This is a genomic window from Cellulomonas phragmiteti (assembly GCF_016862775.1).
In the GTDB taxonomy this organism is placed as follows: domain Bacteria; phylum Actinomycetota; class Actinomycetes; order Actinomycetales; family Cellulomonadaceae; genus Cellulomonas; species Cellulomonas phragmiteti.
In genome coordinates, this window is record NZ_BONP01000030.1 from 1 (window position 1) to 22120 (window position 22120).

Genomic DNA, 22120 nt, shown 5'->3' on the forward strand with positions numbered 1-22120 from the left:
CGTGAGAGTGCGATCCAGCCCGGGCCGGGGCGTCAGCCCGGCGCAGCCAGCGTGGTGGTCAGCCGGTCGAGGGCGTCGGTGAGGATCTCGGTGGACGTCGCGAGGTTGAGCCGGACGTGCCCCTCGCCGCCGGCGCCGAAGGTCGGGCCGGAGTTCACCGCGAGGCGGCCGCGCTGCAGCAGCAGACGCGCCGGGTCGGCGCCCGACGACACGACGGCCGGGGTGTCGCGGACGTCCAGCCACGCGAAGTACGTCGCCGCGGGCCGGTCCCACCGCGCCTGCGGCAACCGGTCCGCCAGCGTCCGCTCGACCAGGTCCGCGCGCGAGCGGACGGCCGCGCGCACCTTGTCGAGCCACGCGTCGCCGTGGTCGTAGGCGGCCTGGTGCGCGATCGACGCGACGTGGCTGACCCCGTGCCCGACGATCTCCGGCAGGCGTGCCAGGTCGTCGGCGGCCGGGCCGGGGACGGCCAGCGCGGCCTTCAGCCCGGCGAGGTTGAACGCCTTGGACGCGGAGTGCAGCGCGATCGCGTCGGGGATGACGGTGGTCGTCGGGACGAAGGCCTCGTCGCCGACGGTGAGGGGTGCGTGGATCTCGTCGGCGACGACGCGCACGCCGTGCCGGGCCGCGAGCTCGCCGACCGCCCGCAGCTCGTCCGCGGTGTGCAGGGTTCCCGTCGGGTTGTGTGGGTGGCACAGCAGGTAGACGGACGCGTCGGCGAACGCCGCTGCGAGCGCGTCGAGGTCGAGACGGCCCTGCGCGGTGAGCGGCGCGGTGACGACCTCACGCCCGGCGTGCTCGAGGAACGCGCGGAACGGCGGGTACACCGGCGGGTTGATGACGACCCGGTCGCCCGGCGCGGAGACGGCGCCGACCACCTCGACGATCCCGAGCATGACGTCGGGGACCATGCGGGTGCGCTCGACGGGCACGTCCCAGCCGTGCTGCCGTGCCGCGAACCCGGCGAACGCCTCGGCGTACGCCGTCCCGCGCGGGCTCGTCGGCCCCGCCTCGTAGCCGGTGTCGCCGGCCAGCATCGCGCCGGTCACCGCGCTGACCACGGCGTCGAGCGGCTGCACGTCCATCTCCGCGACGAAGGCCGGGAGCACGTCGTCGGGGTAGGTGTGCCACTTCAGCGACGTGCGACGGCGCATCTCGGCGACGGTGACGTCGAACGGTGATCCCATGTCCTGCAGGGTAGGCGAGGCCCCGGCGCCGTGGGAGCGGCGCCGGGGCCGCGGGTCGTGCGGGTGCGTCAGAGGGTCGCGCGGACCGTGCGGGTCGCGGTCACCAGGTGCTCGAGGGAGGGGGTGACCTCCTCGTAGCGGCGGGTCTTGAGGCCGCAGTCCGGGTTGACCCAGAGCTGGTCGACGTCGATGGTCCGCACGGCCTCGGCCAGCAGCTCGGTGACCTCGGACTCCGAGGGCACGCGCGGGGAGTGGATGTCGTAGACGCCCGGCCCGACGGCGCGCGGGTAGCCCGCCGAGGCGATGTCGCCGAGGATCTCCATCTTGGACCGGGCGGCCTCGATGCTCGTCACGTCGGCGTCGAGCCCGTCGATCGCCTCCATGATCTCGCCGAACTCCGAGTAGCACAGGTGCGTGTGGATCTGGGTCTCCTCGCGCACCCCGGCCGTCGACAGGCGGAACGAGCGGACCGACCAGTCGAGGTACGCGGCGTGGTCCTTCTCGCGCAGCGGCAGCAGCTCGCGGATCGCGGGCTCGTCGACCTGGATGATGCCGATGCCCGCGGCCTCGAGGTCGGTGATCTCGTCACGCAGGGCGAGCGCCACCTGGTTCGCCGTGTCGCCCAGCGGCTGGTCGTCGCGCACGAACGACCACGCGAGGATCGTCACGGGGCCCGTGAGCATGCCCTTCATGTGCTTCTCGGTGAGCGACTGCGCGTACTGCGCCCACGCGACGGTGATCGGCGCCGGGCGGGACACGTCGCCCCACAGGATCGAGGGGCGCGTGCAGCGCGAGCCGTACGACTGCACCCAGCCGTTCTGCGTGACGGCGAACCCGTCGAGGTTCTCCGCGAAGTACTGCACCATGTCGTTGCGCTCGGGCTCGCCGTGCACGAGGACGTCGAGGCCGATCTGCTCCTGCAGCTCGACGACCCGGCGGATCTCCGCCTTCATCTCGTCCTCGTACTGCTCCGCCGTCAGCTCGCCCTTGCCGAAGGCCGCGCGGGCCTTGCGGATCTCGGGCGTCTGGGGGAACGAGCCGATCGTCGTCGTCGGCAGCGCGGGCAGGTGCAGGCGTGCGGCCTGCGCGGCCTTGCGCTCGGCGAACGGGCCGCGACGGAACTGCGCGTCGGTGAGGGCCGCGACGCGCTCGCGGACCTCGGGGCGCACCACGCCGGGCGCGGCGGCCCGCGATGCGACGGCGTCCGACGCGGCGAGCAGCTCGGTGCGGATGGCCTCGCGGCCCTCGGTCAGGCCCTGGGCGAGGGTCGCGACCTCCCGCACCTTCTCGTCCGCGAACGCGAGCCACTGCACGAGGGTGCGGTCGAGGGCGGGCTCGTCCTCGAGGGTGTGCGGCACGTGGAACAGCGAGGTGGACGTGCCGACGGTGACGGCGGCGGCGCCGAGGGTCTCGAGCTGCTCGAGCACCGCGAGCTTCGCGTCGAGGTCCGCGCGCCAGATGTTGTGGCCGTCGATCACGCCGCCGACCAGGGTCTTGCCGGCCAGGCCGGCGAGGGCGACCGTCGGTGCGTCGCCGCGGACCAGGTCGAGCGCGAGCGCCTCGACGTCGGTGGCGGCCACCACGGGCAGCGCGGAGCCCAGGTCGCCGTAGGGCGCGGCGAGCAGGATCGCGGGGCGCTGCGGCCGCGCGAGCTCGGTCGCCAGGACGCGGTAGGCGCGGGTCGTCGCCTCGGCCAGGACCTCGGCGGACACGCCGACGGAGTCCGAGACGAGCGCCGGCTCGTCGATCTGGACCCAGGTGGCACCGGCGGCGGCCAGCTCGGTCAGCAGGCGCACGTAGACGGGCAGGATGTCGTCGAGGCGGTCGATCGGGGAGAACCCGGCCGGCGCGTCCTCGGTCGCCTTGGCCAGCGCGAGGTACGTCACGGGACCGACGACGACGGGCCGCGTGAGGACGCCGTCGGCGAGCGCCTCGGCGAACTCGGCGACCGGGCGGTCGGACGCGTAGCGGAACGTGGTGTCCGGGCCGATCTCGGGGACGAGGTAGTGGTAGTTGGTGTCGAACCACTTGGTCATCTCGAGCGGCAGGTCGTCGCCGCGGCCGCGGGCGACCGTCGAGTAGCCGGCCAGGTCGAGGCGGCCGTCGGCGTCCTGCAGGTCCGCGAAGCGCGCGGGCACCGCACCGACGAGCGCGGTGGCGTCGAGCACCTGGTCGTAGAAGGAGAACGCGCTCGGGATCGCCGGCACGTCGGTCGCCAGCCCCAGCTCGGCGAGGCGGGTGCGCGTGCGGCGGCGCAGGTCGGCGGCCACGGCCTCGACCTCGTCGGCCGTCGTGCGCCCGGCCCAGAACGCCTCGAGCGCCTTCTTGAGCTCGCGGCGCGGGCCGATGCGGGGGTAGCCGAGGACGGAGCCGGCGGGGAAGGTCGGGGTGGGCGTGGTGGACGTCATGACAGGTTTCCTCGCGGGGTCGTCGTGGTCGCGTCCGCGGGCGTGCCGTCGGGCGCGGTGAGGTCGGGGGGCGTGACGGCGCAGCGGCGGCCGCCGACGAGGTCGGCGCCGTCGAGCAGGTCGAGCGCGGCCTCGTGCTTGTTGAAGGTGTAGACGTGGACGCCGGGCGCGCCGCCGTCGAGGACGCGGTTCACGAGGTCCACCCCGGCCTGCGTGCCGCGGCGGTGGCGCTCCGCGGCGTCGTCGGCGGCACCGAGCAGGTCGAGCAGGTGCTGCGGCACCGGGACTCCCGTGAGCTCCTGGACGCGCAGCAGGCGCGCCGGGTCGGTCGTCGGGATGATGCCGGGGACGATCGGGATGGTGACCCCGGCGTCGCGGGCCTCCGCGACGAGCCCCAGGTAGGCCTCGGCGTCGAAGAAGACCTGCGAGATCGCGAAGTCGGCGCCCGCCTCCTGCTTGGCGAGCAGGGCCTGCACGTCCTGGGCCCGCGTGCCGCCGGTGGCGTGGTTGCCGCGCGGGAACGCCGCGACGGCCACGGACAGCGGCCGCACCCGGGCGCGGACGGCCTGGGCGGGGCTGCGCCCGCAGCGGCGCTGCTCGATGTCGCGCAGCAGCTCCACGAGCTCGGCGGCCGTGTGCACGCCGTCGGGGTGCGGGCGCCAGTCCGGCTCGCCCGCGGGCGGGTCGCCCCGCAGGGCCAGGAACGAGCGCACGCCCTCGTCGAGGAACTCCTCGACGATCGTCGTGATCTCGTCGCGCGAGGTCCCGACGCAGGTCAGGTGGGCGATCGGGTTGAGCGACGTCTCGCGCAGCAGCCGGCGGACCAGGGCCCGCGTGGTCTGCCGCGTGTGGCCCGACGCGCCGTAGGTGACCGACACGAAGTCGGGCTCGACGGTCTCGAGCTCGCGCACGGTCGACCACAGGCGCGGTGCGGCGTCGGGGTTGCGGGGCGGGAACAGCTCGAACGAGACGGTCGGCCGGTCCAGCGCGCCCGCCTGCTCGGCGCGACGCCGGGCGGCGCGCGCGGGTGCGGCGGCGGGGGCGGTCCCGAGCTCGGCCACGGCGCTCATCGGCCGGTGCGGGCGTGGGCCGGGACTCCGCACGCGGGGTCGGAGGCAGGGGTGCGCACGTTCATCGTCTACTCCATCGTTCCTGGCGGAAGCACCCACACCCTCACGAGGAGGGGGGTTGCTGCGGCGTCGTCGAGCCAGGTCTCTCAGCCGCTCTGGATGGTCGGCGTGCAGCGTAGCCCGGCTGACCGGATGGCGGACAGGACGGACCGCCAGGTGAGACGGGATCGTCCGGTCGGCGGGCGGCCCCGTGCCGCCGGCGTGCGCGCACCCCGCCACGGTGTCACACCTGCCGCTCGGGCGGTGTCCCAGGGGTGACGGACCGGTCCGGCCCGTCGGCACCTCCCGCGGCCGCCCCGGCGGCGCGGGTCGACGAGATCGGGCACGCCTGCGCGCGGCCCGGGGAACGAGGGGACGTGGCACGCAGGACGCAGCAGCAGGCGGGACACGGTGGGGCAGGGGCCCGGGTCGTGGTGGTCGGCGGCGGGTACGCCGGGACCATGGCGGCCAACCGGCTGACGGGCGTGCCGGAGGTCGGGCACGTGGTGCTCGTCGACGCCCGGGAGCACCTGGTCGAGCGCATCCGGCTGCACCAGGTGGCCGCGGGCACCGGCACCGCCACCCACGACGACCTCCTCTCCCCCCGCGTCGAGCGCCGCACCGCCCGCGCCGAGCGGGTCGGCGACGGACACGTGGTGCTCGACGACGGCACGCACCTGGCGTTCGACCGGCTGGTGCTCGCCGTCGGCAGCCACGCGCGCGTGCCGGCCGAGGTGCCCGGCGCGCGCGAGCACGCGGTGCCGGTGGCCGGGCTCGAGGACGCCCACCGGCTGCGGGAGGCGCTCGCGGCGGCCGGGCCGGGCGCGGCCGTGACCGTGGTCGGCGGCGGGCTGACGGGCGTCGAGACGGCGTCCGAGCTGGCCGCGGCGCACCCGGGGCTGCGGGTGCGGCTGCTGACGGACGCGGGGGCCGCGGCACCCGCGGCCGTGCTCGCGGGACCGCTGGCACGGCTGGGGGTCGAGGTGACGACCGGCGGGCGCGTGGTCGAGGTGACCGCCCACGGCGTGGTCCTGGCCGACGGCCGCGGGTTCGCCGGCGACGTCACGGTGTGGGCCGCCGGGTTCGGCGTCCCGGACCTGGCGCGGGTCAGCGGCCTGCCCGTCGACGACGCGGGACGGCTGCAGGTCGGGCCCGACCTGGTGTGCGGGTCCGACCCCCGCGTGGTCGGTGCCGGGGACGCGGTGGTGGTGGCGGGCCTGCCGCTGCGCATGACCTGCCAGGCCGCGCTGCCCATGGGCGCGCACGCGGCCGACGTGGTCGCGGCGGGCCTGCGCGGTGCACCCGCCGCGCCGTTCGGCTTGGCGTTCGTCGCGCAGTGCGTGAGCCTGGGCAGGCGGCGCGGCGTCGTCGTGCGCGTGCACGACGACGCGAGGCCGCCCCGGGTGCTGGTCAGCGGCCGCCCGGCCGCGTGGGTGAAGGAGCAGGTGTGCCGCGCGACGGTGAGGTGGCTGCGGACCGAGGCCCGGCACCCGGGCAGGTACCGGCGGCGGAGGTGACGGCGCCGGACGACGCGGACGAGCGGGCCCGGGCGTTCGCGGACCTGCGCCCGCTGCTCTTCACGATCGCGTACCAGGTCACGGGGTCCGCGGCGGACGCCGACGACGTGCTGCAGGAGAGCTGGCTGCGGTGGTCCGCGGTGGACGCCGCGACGGTCGCGAACCCGCGCGCGTACCTGGCGCAGGTGGTCTCCCGGCAGGCGCTCAACGCGCTGCGCGCGGCGTCGCGCCGGCGCGAGGAGTACGTGGGGCCGTGGCTGCCGGAGCCGCTGGTGCAGACCGCGGCCGACGTCGCGGACGACGTGCTGCTGGGCGAGTCGGTGTCGATGGCGCTGCTGCTGGTGCTCGAGACGCTGTCGCCCGCCGAGCGGGTGGTCTTCGTGCTGCGCGAGGTGTTCGGGTTCGAGCACACCGAGATCGCGCACGCCGTGGGGCGCTCGCCGGCGGCCGTGCGGCAGCTCGCGCACCGCGCGCGCGAGCACGTGCAGGCGCGCCGGCCGCGGTACGAGCCGGTGGGCGAGGACACCGAGCGGGTCGTCGAGCAGTTCCTGCACGCGGCGGGCACGGGCGACCTCGACGCCCTGCTCCGGGTGCTGGACCCGGACGTCGTGTGGGTGTCGGACGGGGGCGGCAGGGCCAGTGCCGCGCGCCGCCCGCTGCACGGCGCGCCGGACGTCGCGCGGTTCGTGCTCGGCCTGTTCCGGCGGGCGACGCCCACGCACACGTTCCGCACGGCGGTGGTCAACGGGGCGCCGGGCGTGGTGCTGCGCGACGGCGACCGGATGGAGGGGGTGTTCAGCTTCGCGGTGCAGGACGGCCGCGTCGTCGGCCTGTACGCCGTGCGGAACCCCGACAAGCTGGGGTCGGCCGAGCAGGAGCGCCGGGTGGGGCGCTGACGTCAGCGCCGGCGGCGCTGGAGCGCCGCGCGGGACTCGCGCGACGTCCGCTGGTGCGGCAGGCCGAACCACGAGGACGTCGGGGCGCTCACCGGGACGGCGAGCAGACCGTCCTGGACGGCCTCCAGGACGTAGGGGTCCGGGTCCCCCGGGGACAGCCACGCGTCGTGCGCCGCACGCACGGCGTCGTGCCGTGCGTCGTGCTCGGCGTGGTCGGTCATGTGGGCACCCTAGCCAAGAGTTGGACGGTTGTATCGCTGGGGGCGCTTGTATCACTCCGCAGGAGTAGTGACGACCGCCCCGCCCCCCGACGACGCACGCTGCGCGACGAGGCAGTCGGCGAGGTGGTCGTCGACCACGCCGCACGCCTGCATCGCGGCGTACGCCGTGGTCGGGCCGACGAACCGGAAGCCGAGCCCCTTGAGCTCCTTCGCCAGCGCCGCCGACTGCGCGGTGCGCGCCGGGACCTCGGCGAACGTGCGCGGCCGTGGCCGCGGGTCGGGCGCGTGCGACCACAGCACCTCGTCCAGGGTGCGGCCGGACTCGTGCAGCGCCAGGAGCGCCCGCGCGTTCGCGATCGTCGCGTCGACCTTGGCCCGGTTGCGCACGATGCCCGCGTCCGCCAGGAGCCGGGCGACGGCGTCCTCGCCGTAGCCGGCGACCACGTGCGGGTCGAACCCCGCGAACGCCTCCCGGAACGCGGGCCGCTTGCGCAGGATGGTGATCCAGGCGAGCCCGGACTGGAACGCCTCGAGCGAGATGCGCTCGTACAGCGCGTGCTCGTCGTGCACCGGCACGCCCCACTCGTCGTCGTGGTAGGCCGCGTAGAGCGGGTCGGAGCCGCCGAAGCAGCGGAACGGCGCGCCGGTGCCGGTCGCGGCGCCGGTCGGGGCGGGAGTCGTCATGGGCACGAGTCTGCTCCTGCGCGCGCCGCCCGGTCGGGGCCGCGCGGGCGGTCGGTGGACGAGCGGTCGCGGGGCGGGGCCTGTGGTCGGCTCACGGTCCCCCTGCCGTTGTCGCGACGGCGCGGTGCGCGCATGCTGGTCCCATGCGCGCGACCTTCGAGGGACAGGTCCTGGCCGAGAGCGGCTCCACCGTCGTGGTCGAGGGCAACCACTACTTCCCCCCGGCATCCGTCGACTGGGAGCTGCTGGAGGCCTCCGACACCCGGACCACCTGCCCGTGGAAGGGCGTGGCGAGCTACTGGTCGGTGGCCGGCGCCGGGCCGTCCGGGCGGGACGTCGCCTGGGCGTACCCGGACCCCAAGGCCGCCGCCGTCGAGATCGCCGGTCACGTCGCGTTCTGGCGGGGCGTCGTCATCGAGCCCTGACCCGCCCCCAGGGCGTCGGCCGTCGGACCGGCCGTCAGAACAGCGGCCACGGGACCGGCGACGAGCGGCCGCCGGGCGCGGGGAACCGGCCGTCGGCCAGCAGCCGGTCGCAGCGCTGCGCGAGCGCGTCGACCTCCGCCGCGGCGAGCAGCGCGGACAGCCGCCCCCCGAGGCCGGCGTCCACCGCGTCCCGCACGCGCCGCACACCGGCCGCCTCGTCCGCGTCGAGCTCCTGACCCACCCAGCCCCAGAGCACCGTCCGCAGCTTGGGCTCGGTGTGGAACGTGACGCCGTGGTCCACCCCGTACCGGTGGCCGCCCGGCACGGGCAGCACGTGACCGCCCTTGCGGTCGGCGTTGTTCACCAGCACGTCGAGCACCGCCATCCGGCGCAGCGCGGCCGAGTCCTCGTGGACCACGGCCACCGGCCGGCCCGCCTCGTCGGTCCCCTCGAGCACCGTGCACCACCCCTGCGCCGGGACGGCCGACGCCGCGACGACGTCCACCGGGTCCTGCTGCGGGTCCGGCTCCTGCCACAGCTGCACCATCCCGGGGCCCAGCGGCCCGTCCCGCAACCAGGTGCGCGGCACCACGTCCCAGCCGAGCGACTCCGAGACGAGGTACGCCGCGACCTCCCGCCGCGCCAGGGTGCCGTCCGGGAAGTCCCACAGCGGCTGCTCGCCGGCCACCGGCTTGTAGACGACCGCGACGTCCCCGATCGTGCCCACGAACGTCGCGTTGGACGCGGCGGTGAGACGACCGACGACCCGCAGCTCGTCGTCGCTCAGCTCGTCGTCGCTCAGCCCGACGTCGTCCGGCTCGTCGCCCGGCGCCGTCACGCTCCGTCGCGCGATCCGCAGACGTGGCCGTCGGGGTCGATCGGCTCCCCGCACCGGCTGCAGGTGGGCCGCCCCGCGTCGACCACGCCCTGCGTGCGCTGGGCGAACGCCCGCGCCGTGCCGACCGGCATCCGGACCAGCAGCACCTCGCGCGGCTCGGCGTCGTCGAGGTCCGGCGGCAGGTCCTGCCCGTCCGGCGCCGTCTCGAGCGGGAACGCCTCGACGACCACCTGCGCCGTGCGCGGGTCCCAGCCCAGGCGCATCGTCCCGGTGCGGAACAGGGCGTCCACCGGCGGGTCGATCGGGTCGTCGTCCACCAGCTCGGGCGGGGTCTCGCGGGGCACGGTGACCGGGTGGGAGGCGTCGGTCGCCAGGTCGTCGAGCAGCTCCGCCATCCGGTCGGCGAGCATCGCGGCCTGCTGCTTCTCCAGCACGACGCTCGTGGACCGCGCGCCCATGCGGACCTGCAGGTAGAACGTGCGCTCGCCGGGGCGCCCCACGGTGCCGACGACGACGCGGTCCGGCCAGTCGAACTCGTGGACGAGTGCGGTCATGGCTCGAGTCTACGAAGGGTCAGGCCGTGCCGTCGGTCGAGCCGTGACCCGCCCCACCGCCCACCGGCGCGTCGTCGGTCGGGGGCGCGGTGACGAGGCTGCCGAGGTCGTCGAGCGGGGTGTTGGTGCCCAGCACGCGCGGCCGCCCGCGCCCGTACCGGACGACCGAGACCGACGCGGGCCCGACCTCGAGGCGCTGGAACAGGTCGAGGTGCATGCCGAGAGCGTCCGCCAGGACGGCCTTGACGACGTCGCCGTGGCTCACCGCCGCCCAGAGCGCACCGGCGCCGTGCCGCTCCTCGACCGCCGCGTCGTGCGCGCGCACCGCGGCCACGGCGCGGGCCTGCATCCCGGCCAGCGACTCGCCGCCCGGGAACGTCACGGCCGACGGGTACGACTGGACCGTCGCCCACAGCGGCTCCTGCGCGAGGTCGGTCAGCGACCTGCCCTGCCAGGTCCCGTAGTCGCACTCGGTCAGCCGCTCGTCGACCGTCAGGGCCGGCGAGCCGGGCTGCCGGCCCAGCAGCAGGTCCGCCGTCTCCCGGCACCGCTCCAGCGGGCTCGTGACCATGCCGGCCAACGCGACCGCGGCGAGGCGGTCGGCGGCGCGCGCGGCCTGCTCCCGCCCCACGTCGTCGAGCCGCACCCCGGCGGTGCGTCCCGCCAGGACGCCCTGGACGTTGGCGGCGGTGCGCCCGTGACGGACGAGCAGGACGGTGGCCATCCCCGCAGCCTAGGAGGTGCGCCCGGCCACCGCCGCGGGTGCCGGCCGCGTCAGGCGCCCAGGGCCGCGAGCGCCTTGCGGATCCGCGTCGGCGACACCGGCACGGGCGTGCCCAGCTGCTGCGCGAACAGGCTGACGCGCAGCTCCTCGACCAACCAGCGCACGTCGTCGAGGGCGGCGTCGCGGGCGGGGTCGCGGGACGCGGCGGCGGCGCGCTCGCGGGCGGTGGTCAGCAGCTCCTCGACGTCGTGCACCTGCCACGCGAGGTCCGCGTCGCGCGTCGGGTTGTCGGCGGCCTTGGCCAGCCGGTGCCGCGCGGCGCGCAGGTACCGCACCAGCTGCGGCAGCCGGTCGGCGCCGACGCGTGACACGAACCCGTCGTGCACCAGCGCCGCGGCCTGCTCGCGCACGTCCTGGGCGGTGGCCAGCAGCGCGAGGCTGCCGGACGCGCGCACGTCCGCGTCGAGCTCCCGCCACGCGCCCAGCACGGCGACGAGGTCGCCGACGACGCGGTGCACGTCGTCCTCGAGCCCGGCGCGGACCGCCTGGCGCAGGTCGGCGTACGCGGCGGCGTCGCGGACCTCGCGCGGGCTGCGCCCGCCCAGGTGGCGGGTCACGAGCCGGTCGATCGACGCGAGCTGCACGTCGGCGACCAGCGCGTCGGTCGACGGGTACGGCGACGCCGCGAGCGCCAGGGCCTGCGTCCCCGTCCAGCGGCTGGTGACGCGGCCGGGCGTCAGGCCCACGTCGAGCAGCAGCAGGCGGCGCAGCCCGCGCCGGGCCGCGGCCTCGGCGGCGGTCGCGTCGGCCAGCACGCGCAGCGCGACGCCCGCGCGCGTCCCGCTGCCCTCCTCGACGAGCGTCGGGTAGGCGCGGACCACGTCGCCCGCCGCGGACGGCGCCTCGACGACGTCGGGCAGCGGCCCGGGCAGGTCGGCGGGCCACGTGGTCAGGGCGGTGCGCTCCAGCGTGGGGCCCGGGCCGGGCCGGCCGGCCGCGGCCCGGGGCGTGGGGACGCCGGGGCGACCGGTCGCCGGCGGTGCCGTGGCCGGAGGCGTCGTGGCGGGAGACGTCGGCCCGGCGGCACCGGGCGCGGGGGTGCCGGCCTGCGCGGCGGCCTCCTCCATCGCCGCGCGCACGGCCGTGCGCACCGCGGAGGCGACGGCGTCCTGCGCGCGGTCGGCGAGCCGGCGCTGCAGCGCGAGCAGGTCCTTGCCCTCGTCGAGGACGCCCCCGCGGTCGCCGACCACGCGGAACGTCACCCGCAGGTGGGCCGGCAGGCGGTCCTCGTCGACGGCGTCGGCGGGCACCTCGACGTCGCGCAGCGCGCGCACGGCCCGCGCGAACATCTCGCGGAACGACGGTGCGGCGTCCGCGGCGCGCACCGTGTCGACCCACGACGCGGAGTGCTCGGTCAGCCACGCGTCGACGGCCCGCGCGACGTCCGGCGCCGGGACCAGCTGCACGCGCACCGGCTTGGGCAGCGCGCGGATCGTCGCCGTCAGCAGCTCGGCGCGCATGCCCGGCACCATCCAGTCGAACCCCTCGGGCCGCACGCGCGGCAGCTGGGAGATCGGCAGGTGGACGGTGACCCCGTCGGCCTCGGTGCCGGGCTCGAACTGGTAGGTCAGCGGGAAGGACAGCTCGCCCTGCGGCCAGCGCGACGGGAACGCGCCCTCGTCGATCTCGGTGGCGTCGTCGCCGACCAGCAGCTCCCGCGTGAACGACAGCAGGTCGGGGTCGGTGCGCTGCGCGCCCTTCCACCAGCGGTCGAAGTGCCGGGCCGAGACGACGTCGGCGGGGACGCGCGCGTCGTAGAAGTCGAACAGCGTGTCGTCGTCGACGACGAGGTCACGCCGTCGCGCACGCGCCTCGAGCCCCTCGGCCTCGGCCAGCAGGCGGCGGTTCTCGTGGAAGAACCGGTGGTGGGTCGTCCACTCGCCCTGCACGAGCGCGTGCCGGACGAACAGCTCGCGCGCCTGCTCGGGGTCGACCTTGGCGAGCAGCGAGCGCCGCTGCGCGACCACGGGCACCCCGTAGAGCAGCACCTTCTCGTTGACCGTCGCCGCGCCCTGACGCGTCGACCAGGCGGGCTCGGAGTAGGTGCGCTTGACGAGGTGCGCGGCGGCCTCCTCGACCCAGTCGGGGTCGACGCGGGCGACGTCGCGCGCCCACAGCCGGGACGTCTCGACGAGCTCGGCGGCCATCACCCACGACGGGGGCCGGCGCGCGAGCCCGGAGCCGGGGAAGATCGCGAACCGCGCACCGCGGGCACCGAGGTACTCGTTGCGGGCGCGCGCGTCGGGCTTGCGCGGCTTGCCGTCGCGGCCCTTGGGCGCGTTGCCCGCGGCGACGTCGGTGACGAGCTGCATGCCGATCTGCGAGAGCAGGCCGGGGAGCATCGCGCGGTGGATCGCGTCGCCGTCCCACGTCCAGCGCGTCTGCACCGCGTCGGGGGCGGCGGTCGCGGCCGCCTCCTGCGTCGGCGCGCCGGTGGGGGTGTGGCGCCCGCCGTCGCGTCGGCCGTCTCGCCCGTGCCCGTCGGCCGCGGGCGCGACGTCGGACACCGGGGTCGGGGCGCCCTTCGCGTCGACGCCCAGGCCCTTGGCCATCTCGCGCAGCTGCGTGACGACGTCCTGCCACTCGCGCACCCGCAGGTGGTGCAGGTGCTCGGCCTTGCACGTGCGCCGGAACGCCGACCCGGACAGCTCACGCTGCCGCTCGCGCAGGTACGTCCACAGGTTGAGGTAGGACAGCAGGTCCGACGAGGGGTCGGCGAAGCGCCGGTGCAGCGCGTCCGCGGCCTCGCGGGACTCGGCCGGACGCTCCCGGGGGTCCTGGATGGACAGCGCGGCGGCGATGACGAGCACCTCGCGCGCGACGCCGCGGCGGCCCGCCTCGACGACCATGCGGGCCAGGCGCGGGTCGATCGGCAGCTGCGCGAGCTGGCGGCCCGTCTCGGTGAGGCGGGTGCGTCCGTGGACCTCCTCGAGCGCGTGCAGCTCGGTGAGCAGCGCGACGCCGTCGCGCACGGACCGCACGTCCGGCGGGTCGACGAACGGGAAGTCGACGACCTCGTCCGGGGACGTCACGACGCCCACCGCGATCATCTGCAGGATCACCGACGCGAGCGAGGTCCGCAGGATCTCCGGCTCGGTGTACTCGGGGCGGGACGCGAAGTCCTCCTCGCTGTACAGGCGGATCGCGATGCCCGGCGCCACGCGCCCCGACCGCCCCGAGCGCTGGTTGGCGGAGGCCTGCGAGATCGGCTCGATCGGCAGCCGCTGCACCTTGGTCGCCTTGGAGTACCGGGAGATGCGCGCGGTCCCGGGGTCGACGACGTACCGCACGCCCGGCACCGTCAGCGACGTCTCGGCGACGTTGGTCGCCAGGATGACGCGGCGCCGGGTGTGCGGCTCGAACACCCGGCGCTGCTCGGCGGCCGACAGCCGCGCGTACAGCGGCACGATGTCGACGCCCTGCCCGTGCTTCGGGTCGGTCCGCGGCCCGAGCGACGCACGCAGCGCGTCCTCCGCGTCGCGGATCTCCCGCTCCCCGGACAGGAACACCAGGACGTCGCCGGGCCCGGCGGCCATGAGCTCGTCGACGGCCTCGGTGATGCCCGTGACGAGGTCGCGGTCTGGGGCGTCCTCGCCGGTCAGCGGCTGGTACCGCAGCTCGACGGGGTAGGTGCGGCCGCTGACCTCGACGACGGGCGCAGGCACGCCGTCGGGGGCTGCGTCGGTGGACGGGCTGCCGAAGTGCCGCGCGAACCGCCCGGAGTCGATCGTCGCGGACGTGATGACGACCTTGAGGTCCGGCCGCTGCGGGAGCAGCCGCGTGAGGTACCCGAGGATGAAGTCGATGTTGAGGCTGCGCTCGTGCGCCTCGTCGATGATGAGCGTGTCGTACATCCGCAGCATCGGGTCGCGCTGGATCTGCGCGAGCAGGATGCCGTCGGTCATCACCTTGACCAGCGTCGCGTCGGACGACTCGTCGGTGAACCGCACCTGGTACCCGACGACCCCGCCCAGCGGCACACCCAGCTCGTCGGCGATGCGCTCGGCGACGGTGCGCGCCGCGATCCGGCGGGGCTGCGTGTGGCCGATCTGCCCGGCGCGGCCGCGGCCCAGCTCGAGCGCGATCTTGGGGATCTGCGTCGTCTTGCCCGAGCCCGTCTCGCCCGCGACGACGACCACCTGGTGGTCGCGCAGCGCCGCGGAGATCTCCTCGCGGCGTGCCGAGACGGGCAGCTGCTCGGGGTAGACGATCGCCGGGAGGACGACCGCCGCGCGGGCCTGCGCGGAGCGGGTCAGCCGGGCGTCGTCGCGGCGGGAGCGGTCGGTGGCTGCGCCGTCGCGCCGTGCACCGCCACCACGACCGGGCCGGCCACCACCCCGCCGACGACCGGCGCCGCGCGCGCCTGAGGCGGGTGCGGCGTCGGGGGCGGCGGGATCGGACGTGCTCACGACCGTCCATCCTCGCAGGAGTCGCCGCGCCCGCTCACGCTCATACCCGCGCGCGGGTGACGTCGAGCCGTCGCGCGCCGCACGCCGGGCCTCATCCCCAGACCGGCACCGCCGTCGCCCACCCGCCCAGCACCTGCACCGCGTCGGCCGCGTCGGGCTCCTGGTCCTCGGCCCCGGCCGCGAACCGACGCCCCCACCACGCGAGCACCGCCACCAGCAGCACCGTGGCGGTGAGCAGCACCGCACCGCCGTTCACGCGCTGCCCGCGTGCGTCGTACCGCGGCAGCACCATCAGGGCACCTGCTCCGGCAGGCCGTCGACACCCTCGGTGTCCGTCCCGGCGGCGAACACGTGCCCGGACTCCACGGCGGCGCGGGCGATCGCGATGCCGCCCACGGCGGACGTCACGAGCTGCAGGGCCACGGCCAGGACGACCTTGGTGACGGTGCCGACCTCGGGGTCGCTCAGCGCGGCCCCGACGGTCACCAGGACCACGCCCACGCCGGCGGCCGTCGCGACCGAGGAGATGCGGGCGTACGGGTCGCGGAAGCGCCACAGCCCGATCGCGGCGACGACGAACACGGCCGCACCGATCACGGCCAGCACGTCGCCCATGAGCTGCAGGATCATCGCCGGCCTCCCGTCAGGGCGCGGGCGAGCGAGACGGCCGCGAGGAACGCGACCAGGGTCGCGACGATCACGACGTCGAAGGTGCCCGTGCGGTGCAGCCGCACCCCGATGAGCGCGACGAGCGCGACGAGGCTGAAGGTCAGCAGGTCGGCGGCGACGACCCGGTCCGCGGGGGTGGGACCGCGCGCGATCCGCACGGCCGCCATGACGAACGCCACGCCACAGCCGACGACGGCGATGTCCAGCCCGGTCATGCGCCACCTCCGGTGGTCAGGCCCCGCACGAGCCGCCGGTCCATGCGCGCCACGTCGGCGAGCGCGGTGGCCGCGTCGGGGTGGTACATCGAGTGCACGAGCAGCGCGCGGCCGTCGCCGTCCGGGACGACCCCGAGCGCGAGCGTGCCGGGGGTCAGGGTGACGAGCACGGCCAGCGCGAACACGTGCCGGTCACCGACCTCCCCGAGCGGCACGCGCACCACGCGGGGCGTGCTGCGGTGCCGCGGCGTCAGCGCGTCGACGAGCACGGCACCGGAGGACGCGAGGACCTGCCCGGCGAACCACACGGCCAGCACGCCGGCCCGCCACGGCAGCGTCAGGTACCCGAGCCAGCGGGGTCGGCCCGTGCGGACCTCGTCGTGCGCGCTCACGGGAGCACCGCCGCGACGTACGCGCTGGTGTCGAGCAGCCCGAGCGCGGCGACCTCGCACAGGGCGAGCAGCGGCTGGGCGCCGAGGCCGAGCGTGACGGTGACGGCCGCGAGCGCCACGGCGGGGGCGGTCCACGTCGCGCGCGTCCGGCCGGGCTCGCCGCTCGTCGTCGCCGTCAGCGTCGCCGTCCCGCTCTGCCGGGCGAGGTCCCCGAGGGGTCCGTCGCCGGGGACGGGCCCGCCGTCAGGGGCGACGACGGGGGCGGGCGCCGGCGCCTCGTCGGTACCGGGCCACAGGCTCGGGGCGAACACGGTGCCGAAGATCTTGAGCATCGACAGCAGCGTGAGCAGGGAGACGACCAGCGCGACGACGACCGCCGCGACCTGGCCGGCGTCGAGCGCCGCGACGACGAGCGTGAGCTTGGCGACGAACCCGGAGAACGGCGGCAGCCCTGCCAGGGACGCCGCGGCGACCCCGAAGGCCAGCGCGAGCACGGGCTCGCGCCCGACCCGCCCGCGCAGCGCCTCGATCTCGTCGGTGCCGTGCCGCACCTCGACGGCCCCGGCGGCGAGGAACAGCGCCGCCTTCACCACCATGTGGTGCAGCAGGTAGAAGATGCCGGCGGTCAGCCCGGCCAGCGTGAAGATCGCGACGCCGAGCAGGATGTAGCCGATCTGGCTGACCATGTGGAACGCGAGCACGGACCGCATCCGCGACTGCCCGGCCGCCCCCAGGACGCCCACGAGCATGGTCGCGCTGAACACGACGACCCCGATCCACAGGTACCGGGAGTCGCCCTCGAAGACCACGGCGTACACGCGGTACACCACGTAGATCGCGACCTTGGTGTGCAGACCCGAGAACAGGGCCGTCACCGCGGGGGACGTCGACGGGTAGGTGCGGGCGAGCCACCCGTGCACCGGCACGACCGCGGCCTTCATGAGGAACGCGACGAGCACCAGCCCGACGGCCGCGGCGACGCGGGGGTCGCGTGACGCGGCGCCGGCCAGCTCGCCGAGCTGCACCGTGCCGGTCAGGCCGTAGACCAGCGCGACGCCGGTGAGCAGCACCGTCGAGACGAACAGGTTGAACGTGACGTACAGGCGCGAGCCCTGCACCGAGCGCAGGGTGCCGCGGCGGCGCGCGGCCAGCACCAGCAGCCCGTACGACGGCAGCAGCATGACCTCGATGAACACGAACAGGTTGAACAGGTCCGCGGTGAGCAGGGCGCCGTTGACGCCCGCGGTGAGCGCGAGGACCAGCGGCGCGAACAGCCGGTGGCGCCCCGGGCCGGTGGCGATCGCGAAGACGCTGCACACCAGGGTCAGCAGGACGGCCACCGTCATGACGAGGGCCGAGAACGCGTCGGACACCAGCGGGATCGCGATGCCGCCGGGCCACCCGCCGACCTGGTGGGCGAGCACCGAGCCGTCGGACGTGGCCGCGACGAGCGCGACGGCGGCACCGAGCAGCGCGGTGAGCGTGGCGAGGAGCACGACGAGCCCGGTGCGTCCCCGGCCGCGCAGCAGCACGGCGGCGCCGGACGCGAGCAGGGGGCCGGCCACCAGCAGCGGCAGGGCGGCGGGATTCACGGCGACGAGGTTCACGGTGTGCTCCCTTCGCCGACTGTGCGGTGGTCATCGGTGCGGTACTGCTCGGTCTGGTGCTGCCCGGTCCGGTGCTGGTCCGTGTCCAGGTCGTCCGGGTGCGGGTCGTCGTCGTCGCCCGGCGCCACGGTCCCCGCGGCCTCGCTGCGCGACCCCGTGACCGCCAGCACCAGCAGGTAGATGGTGATGGCGAACGCGATGACGATGGCGGTGAGGACGAACGCCTGCGGCAGCGGGTCGCCCGTCACCAGGGGGTCGGGGTCCGTCCCGAGGGGCTCACCGCGCCGGTCGGTGCCGCCGGCGGCCATGAGCAGCAGGTTCACCGCGTGGCTGAGCAGGACGAACCCGAGGATGACGCGCAGCAGCTCGCGCCGCTGCAGCAGGTACGCGGCGCCGGCGACCAGGACGCCGACGGTCAGGGCGAGGGTCATCGGGCTCCCACCTCCTCGTCCTCGACGGCGCGCCAGTCGGCGTCCGCGTCGGCCTCACGTCGCGCGTCGTCGGACGGGGACAGGCCCAGCCGGTGGATGGCGGCCAGCACCACCCCCAGGACGGCCAGGTACACGCCGACGTCGAAGAGCAGCGCGCTGGTCAGGTGCAGGCCGAGGACGTCGACGTGCAGCGGACGCAGGAACGAGCCGTCGAGCAGCCCCAGCAGGCCGGTGCCCACGGCGACGACCACCCCCGCTCCCGCGATGGACAGGAAGGGCCGCTCGAGGCGGCTCACCGCGTCCGTCGGCGCCGCCAGGTACGCCAGCACCAGGGCGGCCGCTCCGACGAGCGCGGCGATGAAGCCGCCGCCGGGCGCGTTGTGCCCGCGCAGCAGCGCGTAGAGCGACGCCGCGAGCATCACGGGCACGAGCGCACGGTCGAGCACCTGCAGGAACAGGGCGTTGCGGTGGGGGTCGGCGACGGGCGAGTCGAGCAGGGCGACGTCCGCACGGGGCGCGGCCGGGCGCGCGTCGAGCAGCGCGGTCACGGCGAGCGCGCCGATCGCCAGGACGACCAGCTCGCCGAGGGTGTCCAGCGCCCGGAAGTCCACGAGGATCGTGTTGACGACGTTGGTGCCGCCGGTCAGCGTCTTGGCCTCCCGCAGGAAGAACTCGCCGACCTGCGACAGGCCGCGGTGACCGGTGAACGTGAGGGTCGCCAGCGTCGCGGCCACGCCCGCGGCGACCGAGATCACCAGGGAGCCGACGTGCCGGCGCCGCGGCTCGGGCGCGAACCGCGGCGGCATGCGGCGCAGCACCAGCACCATGACGACGACCGTGAGGATCTCCACGAGCAGCTGGGTCAGGGCGACGTCGGACGCGCCGAGCACGAGGAACCACAGGACGACCGCGAACCCGACGACGCCGACGGCGATGACCGAGGTGAGCCGCGACCCGGCGCGGGCCACGATCACGACGCCCAGCGCGAGCGCGGCGAGCAGCGCGACGTCGAGGGGCTGCGTGCTCCCCGCGGGGACGCCCTGCCACAGCATCGCGACCAGGACGCCCGCGGCGCCGACGCCCGCGAGCGGCAGCGCGAGGTGGGCGGCCGGCTGGTCGGACCGCGTGACGTCGCCCACGCGACGTCCCAGGGCGATCGCGCCCTCGTAGCACCGCTGCACGACCTGGGCGCCGGTGAACGGCAGCAGCGCGCGCCCGACGAGGACGCGGTCGACGCGGTGCCGGGCGACGGTCAGGCCGACGCCCCCGAGGATCGCGACCGCGGACAGCGCGAGGGCCGCGTTCAGGCCGTGCCACAGGGCGAGCGGGTACACGTCGGCGACGGGGACGCCCGCGGCCACGGCGGCGGCCGGTGCGGCGACCGCGTCGAGCAGGGGCACGGCCAGGCCCAGGACGAGGCCGCCGACGGCGGCCGTGCCGATGGCCAGGGACATCGGCACGGTGGTGCGCCACGGCGTGACCTGGGCGGCCGGGCCGGGCAGCGTGGTGACGAGCATGCGCAGGCTGTACGCGACGGTCAGCACGGCGCCGGCGGTGACGACGAGCGCGGTGACCCAGCCGGTCACGGCCCCGGCGGGCGAGTGCAGCATGGCGTCGAGCACCAGCTCCTTGCTGACGAACCCGAGCAGCGGGGGCAGCGCGGCCATGCTGGCGGCGGTGAGGACGAGCATGAGGCTGTCCCCCGGCATCGCCCGCCACAGGCCCCGCAGCTCACGGATGTCGCGGCTGCCGGTGCGCGTCTCGATGAGGCCGACCGACATGAACGCGGCCGACTTGAACAGGGCGTGCGCGACGACGTGCACGCTCGCCGCGAGCATCGCCCCGGACGTCCCGACGCCGATGACCGCGACGAGCAGGCCGAGCTGGCTGACGGTCGAGTAGGCGAGCAGCTCCTTGAGGTCGGTGCGCTGCAGCGCGAACAGGCCGCCCACGACCGACGTCGTCAGTCCGACGGTCAGCAGCAGCGGCGTCCACAGGGCCGAGGCGGACGCGCCCGGCGCGAGCAGCATGAGCAGGAAGATGCCGGCCTTCACCATGGCGGCCGCGTGCAGGTACGCGCTGACAGGTGCGGGGGCGACCATCGCGTCGGGCAGCCACGAGTGGAACGGCATCTGCGCGGACTTGGTCATCGCGGCGAACGCGACGAGCACGGCGACGGTCCCGGCGAACGTCGGGTCCTGCTGCCAGGCGGGGTGCTCGAGGACCGCGGTGAGGTGGGTCGTCCCGGTGCGCACGACCATGACGGCGACGGCACCCAGCAGGCTGAGCCCGCCCGCGGCGGTGACGAGCAGGACACGCGTCGCCGGGGCGCCGGCCCGTGACCCGGAGCGCAGCACGAGCAGGTACGAGCAGAGGGTCGTCAGCTCCCACGCGACGAACAGCACGACGAGGTCGTCGGCCAGGACCAGCAGCAGCATCGCGGCGACGAACCCGGTCATGAGCGTGAAGAACCCGCTGGTCCGGGTGCGGACGTAGCTGCTGGAGTACACGAGCACCAGCGCGCCGACGACGAGCACGACGAGGGCGAACAGGAACGACAGGCCGTCGAGGCGCAGGCGCAGCGAGACGCCGATCGTGGGCATCCAGGCGTACTCGGCCTGCACGTCCCCGGTGCTGCGTGCCGAGACGACGAGGGCGGTGAGCCCGAGCAGGCACGCAGCGAGGAGCCATCCGGCACGGCGTCCCAGGACGCGGGTCAGGAGGGGCGCCGCAGCGACCAGTGCCCAGGCCCCGCCGATAGCGAGGCCGAGGCTCACAGGGCGAGGGTGCGGACGGTGCGGGGGGCGGGGCGGGCGTCGAGGTGGTGACGCGTGGTGGTGCGACTGCTCATGTGCGGCTCCTGGAGGGTCGTCAAGACGGCGCCGACCAGGCTTCCCGGCTCACCTGGGCCAACGGTACGGGGCGCGGGACGGATGCGCACGCCGGGGCGGGCGACCCGTCAGCCCGCGCCGGCGTCCCGCAGCCGCTCGAGATCGACCAGCCCCTGCACGACCGGACCGATGACCACCAGGTACATGAGGGCGAAGAACAGCGCCCCCAGGAGCGTGAACCCGATCGCGTTCCCGCGGGCGCCGGGGGACCGCAGGTGCCGCAGGACCTTGCCGGCGACGAGGTGCGGGTGCGTCACGTCCCACGAGTTGAGGCGCACGTGCCGGCCCAGGTAGATGCCGAACGCGACGAGCAGCAGCAGCGCCCCCTCGAACGCGCGGGCCTGCGGGCTCGTCAGCGCGGTCGCGGAGTCGTCGCCGACGGCCGCCAGGCCGACCAGCAGGACGAGGAACACGTTGAGCACCGTCGTCAGCACGCCCGACATCGCCAGGACGAGGACGAGCAGCACGTCGTACCACTCGGGGACGCGCTCGCCCTCCTGGCGGTGGTTGAGGTTGAGCTCCGTGATGAGGTACCCGGAGTTGGGCAGCAGCAGCAGCCACACCAGACCCAGCACGGCCGCGATCACCCCGACGACCGCGCGCGGCGCCCCCACGACGAGCAGCGGCAGCACCAGCACGACCGCGACCCCCAGGACGACCAGCGGCGCCGCCGACAGGACGAGGTTGAGCAGCATCGGCCGGTACAGGCGCGTCCGGTAGACGGGTGCACGGGCGACGACGAGCGCCGCCGCGAACAGGTTCATCAGCAGGACCCCGACGACGAGGCTGGTCAGCACGGGCGCTCCTTCCGGCGGCACCGCCCATCATCGCGCCCGCCGGCCGGGACGTGCTCGCCGAGGTGATCGGGTCCGGACCGGCGCCG

General features: G+C 75.7%; 20 protein-coding genes and 1 riboswitch. Of the genes, 3 read left to right on the forward strand and 17 right to left on the reverse strand.

Features of this window, described 5'->3' with window-relative positions; genetic code table 11:
* Positions 1–32: 32 nt before the first annotated feature.
* From Cph01nite_RS16775 to Cph01nite_RS16785, 3 genes are all read right to left on the reverse strand, one after another.
* Positions 33–1187 (reverse strand): MalY/PatB family protein, encoded by a 1155-nt coding sequence (locus Cph01nite_RS16775; RefSeq protein ID WP_203675841.1) that lies wholly within the window; start codon positions 1185–1187, stop codon positions 33–35.
* 68 nt (positions 1188–1255) lie between these two features.
* On the reverse strand, positions 1256–3595 hold the full coding sequence (gene metE, locus Cph01nite_RS16780) for a 5-methyltetrahydropteroyltriglutamate--homocysteine S-methyltransferase (RefSeq protein WP_203675842.1): 2340 nt from the start codon (positions 3593–3595) through the stop codon (positions 1256–1258).
* Complete coding sequence (locus tag Cph01nite_RS16785) at positions 3592–4665, reverse strand: methylenetetrahydrofolate reductase (protein ID WP_203675843.1); 1074 nt, start codon at positions 4663–4665, stop codon at positions 3592–3594. Before Cph01nite_RS16785 ends, metE begins: the two co-directional genes overlap by 4 nt.
* Before the next feature lie 58 nt (positions 4666–4723).
* Positions 4724–4831, reverse strand: a riboswitch (SAM riboswitch).
* A 250-nt stretch (positions 4832–5081) separates the two neighbouring features.
* On the opposite strand from Cph01nite_RS16785, the gene Cph01nite_RS16790 reads away from it, so the two are divergent.
* Positions 5082–6221: an NAD(P)/FAD-dependent oxidoreductase gene (locus Cph01nite_RS16790; RefSeq protein WP_203675844.1), complete on the forward strand. Its 1140-nt coding sequence runs from the start codon at positions 5082–5084 to the stop codon at positions 6219–6221.
* A complete protein-coding gene (locus Cph01nite_RS16795) occupies positions 6218–7117 on the forward strand; it encodes an RNA polymerase sigma-70 factor (RefSeq protein ID WP_203675845.1) in 900 nt (299 codons plus the stop codon). The genes Cph01nite_RS16790 and Cph01nite_RS16795 overlap by 4 nt, the downstream gene beginning before the upstream one ends.
* A 2-nt stretch (positions 7118–7119) precedes the next feature.
* Here the strand turns inward: Cph01nite_RS16795 and Cph01nite_RS16800 are convergent, their stop codons facing one another.
* On the reverse strand, positions 7120–7338 hold the full coding sequence (locus Cph01nite_RS16800) for a hypothetical protein (protein WP_203675846.1): 219 nt from the start codon (positions 7336–7338) through the stop codon (positions 7120–7122).
* A 51-nt stretch (positions 7339–7389) separates the two neighbouring features.
* Entirely contained in the window at positions 7390–8022 is a 633-nt protein-coding gene (locus Cph01nite_RS16805; protein WP_203675847.1) for a DNA-3-methyladenine glycosylase I, read from the reverse strand.
* A 143-nt stretch (positions 8023–8165) separates the two neighbouring features.
* On the opposite strand from Cph01nite_RS16805, the gene Cph01nite_RS16810 reads away from it, so the two are divergent.
* Positions 8166–8447, forward strand: a complete 282-nt coding sequence (locus Cph01nite_RS16810; RefSeq protein WP_203675848.1) for a DUF427 domain-containing protein — start codon at positions 8166–8168, stop codon at positions 8445–8447.
* Positions 8448–8481: 34 nt separating this feature from the next.
* Here the strand turns inward: Cph01nite_RS16810 and Cph01nite_RS16815 are convergent, their stop codons facing one another.
* The 12 genes from Cph01nite_RS16815 to Cph01nite_RS16870 all read right to left on the reverse strand — a co-directional run bounded on the left by Cph01nite_RS16815 (position 8482) and on the right by Cph01nite_RS16870 (position 22034).
* The gene (locus Cph01nite_RS16815; RefSeq protein WP_203675881.1) at positions 8482–9249 is read right to left on the reverse strand and encodes an SCO1664 family protein; all 768 of its coding nucleotides are present in this window, start codon (positions 9247–9249) and stop codon (positions 8482–8484) included.
* A gap of 32 nt (positions 9250–9281) precedes the next feature.
* Positions 9282–9839, reverse strand: a complete 558-nt coding sequence (locus Cph01nite_RS16820; RefSeq protein WP_203675849.1) for a DUF3090 domain-containing protein — start codon at positions 9837–9839, stop codon at positions 9282–9284.
* Between the two features lie 19 nt (positions 9840–9858).
* A complete protein-coding gene (locus Cph01nite_RS16825; protein WP_203675850.1) occupies positions 9859–10563 on the reverse strand; it encodes an MSMEG_4193 family putative phosphomutase in 705 nt (234 codons plus the stop codon).
* A gap of 50 nt (positions 10564–10613) precedes the next feature.
* Positions 10614–15032 (reverse strand): ATP-dependent RNA helicase HrpA, encoded by a 4419-nt coding sequence (hrpA, locus tag Cph01nite_RS16830; protein ID WP_203675851.1) that lies wholly within the window; start codon positions 15030–15032, stop codon positions 10614–10616.
* Between the two features lie 91 nt (positions 15033–15123).
* A complete protein-coding gene (locus Cph01nite_RS16835) occupies positions 15124–15324 on the reverse strand; it encodes a hypothetical protein (RefSeq protein ID WP_203675852.1) in 201 nt (66 codons plus the stop codon).
* Positions 15324–15662 carry a cation:proton antiporter gene (locus Cph01nite_RS16840; protein ID WP_203675853.1) on the reverse strand — a complete coding sequence of 113 codons (339 nt, stop codon included), beginning with the start codon at positions 15660–15662 and terminating at the stop codon, positions 15324–15326. The genes Cph01nite_RS16835 and Cph01nite_RS16840 overlap by 1 nt, the downstream gene beginning before the upstream one ends.
* Entirely contained in the window at positions 15659–15916 is a 258-nt protein-coding gene (locus Cph01nite_RS16845; protein WP_203675854.1) for an MrpF/PhaF family protein, read from the reverse strand. The genes Cph01nite_RS16840 and Cph01nite_RS16845 overlap by 4 nt, the downstream gene beginning before the upstream one ends.
* Positions 15913–16308, reverse strand: coding sequence for a Na+/H+ antiporter subunit E (locus Cph01nite_RS16850; RefSeq protein WP_203675855.1), 396 nt, complete (start codon positions 16306–16308; stop codon positions 15913–15915). The genes Cph01nite_RS16845 and Cph01nite_RS16850 overlap by 4 nt, the downstream gene beginning before the upstream one ends.
* Complete coding sequence (locus Cph01nite_RS16855) at positions 16305–17915, reverse strand: monovalent cation/H+ antiporter subunit D family protein (protein ID WP_239069331.1); 1611 nt, start codon at positions 17913–17915, stop codon at positions 16305–16307. The genes Cph01nite_RS16850 and Cph01nite_RS16855 overlap by 4 nt, the downstream gene beginning before the upstream one ends.
* A complete protein-coding gene (locus Cph01nite_RS16860; protein WP_203675856.1) occupies positions 17912–18346 on the reverse strand; it encodes a sodium:proton antiporter in 435 nt (144 codons plus the stop codon). Before Cph01nite_RS16860 ends, Cph01nite_RS16855 begins: the two co-directional genes overlap by 4 nt.
* Positions 18343–21123: a hydrogen gas-evolving membrane-bound hydrogenase subunit E gene (mbhE, locus tag Cph01nite_RS16865; RefSeq protein WP_203675857.1), complete on the reverse strand. Its 2781-nt coding sequence runs from the start codon at positions 21121–21123 to the stop codon at positions 18343–18345. Before mbhE ends, Cph01nite_RS16860 begins: the two co-directional genes overlap by 4 nt.
* A gap of 182 nt (positions 21124–21305) precedes the next feature.
* Complete coding sequence (locus Cph01nite_RS16870; protein ID WP_203675858.1) at positions 21306–22034, reverse strand: DUF1361 domain-containing protein; 729 nt, start codon at positions 22032–22034, stop codon at positions 21306–21308.
* Positions 22035–22120: the final 86 nt, after the last annotated feature.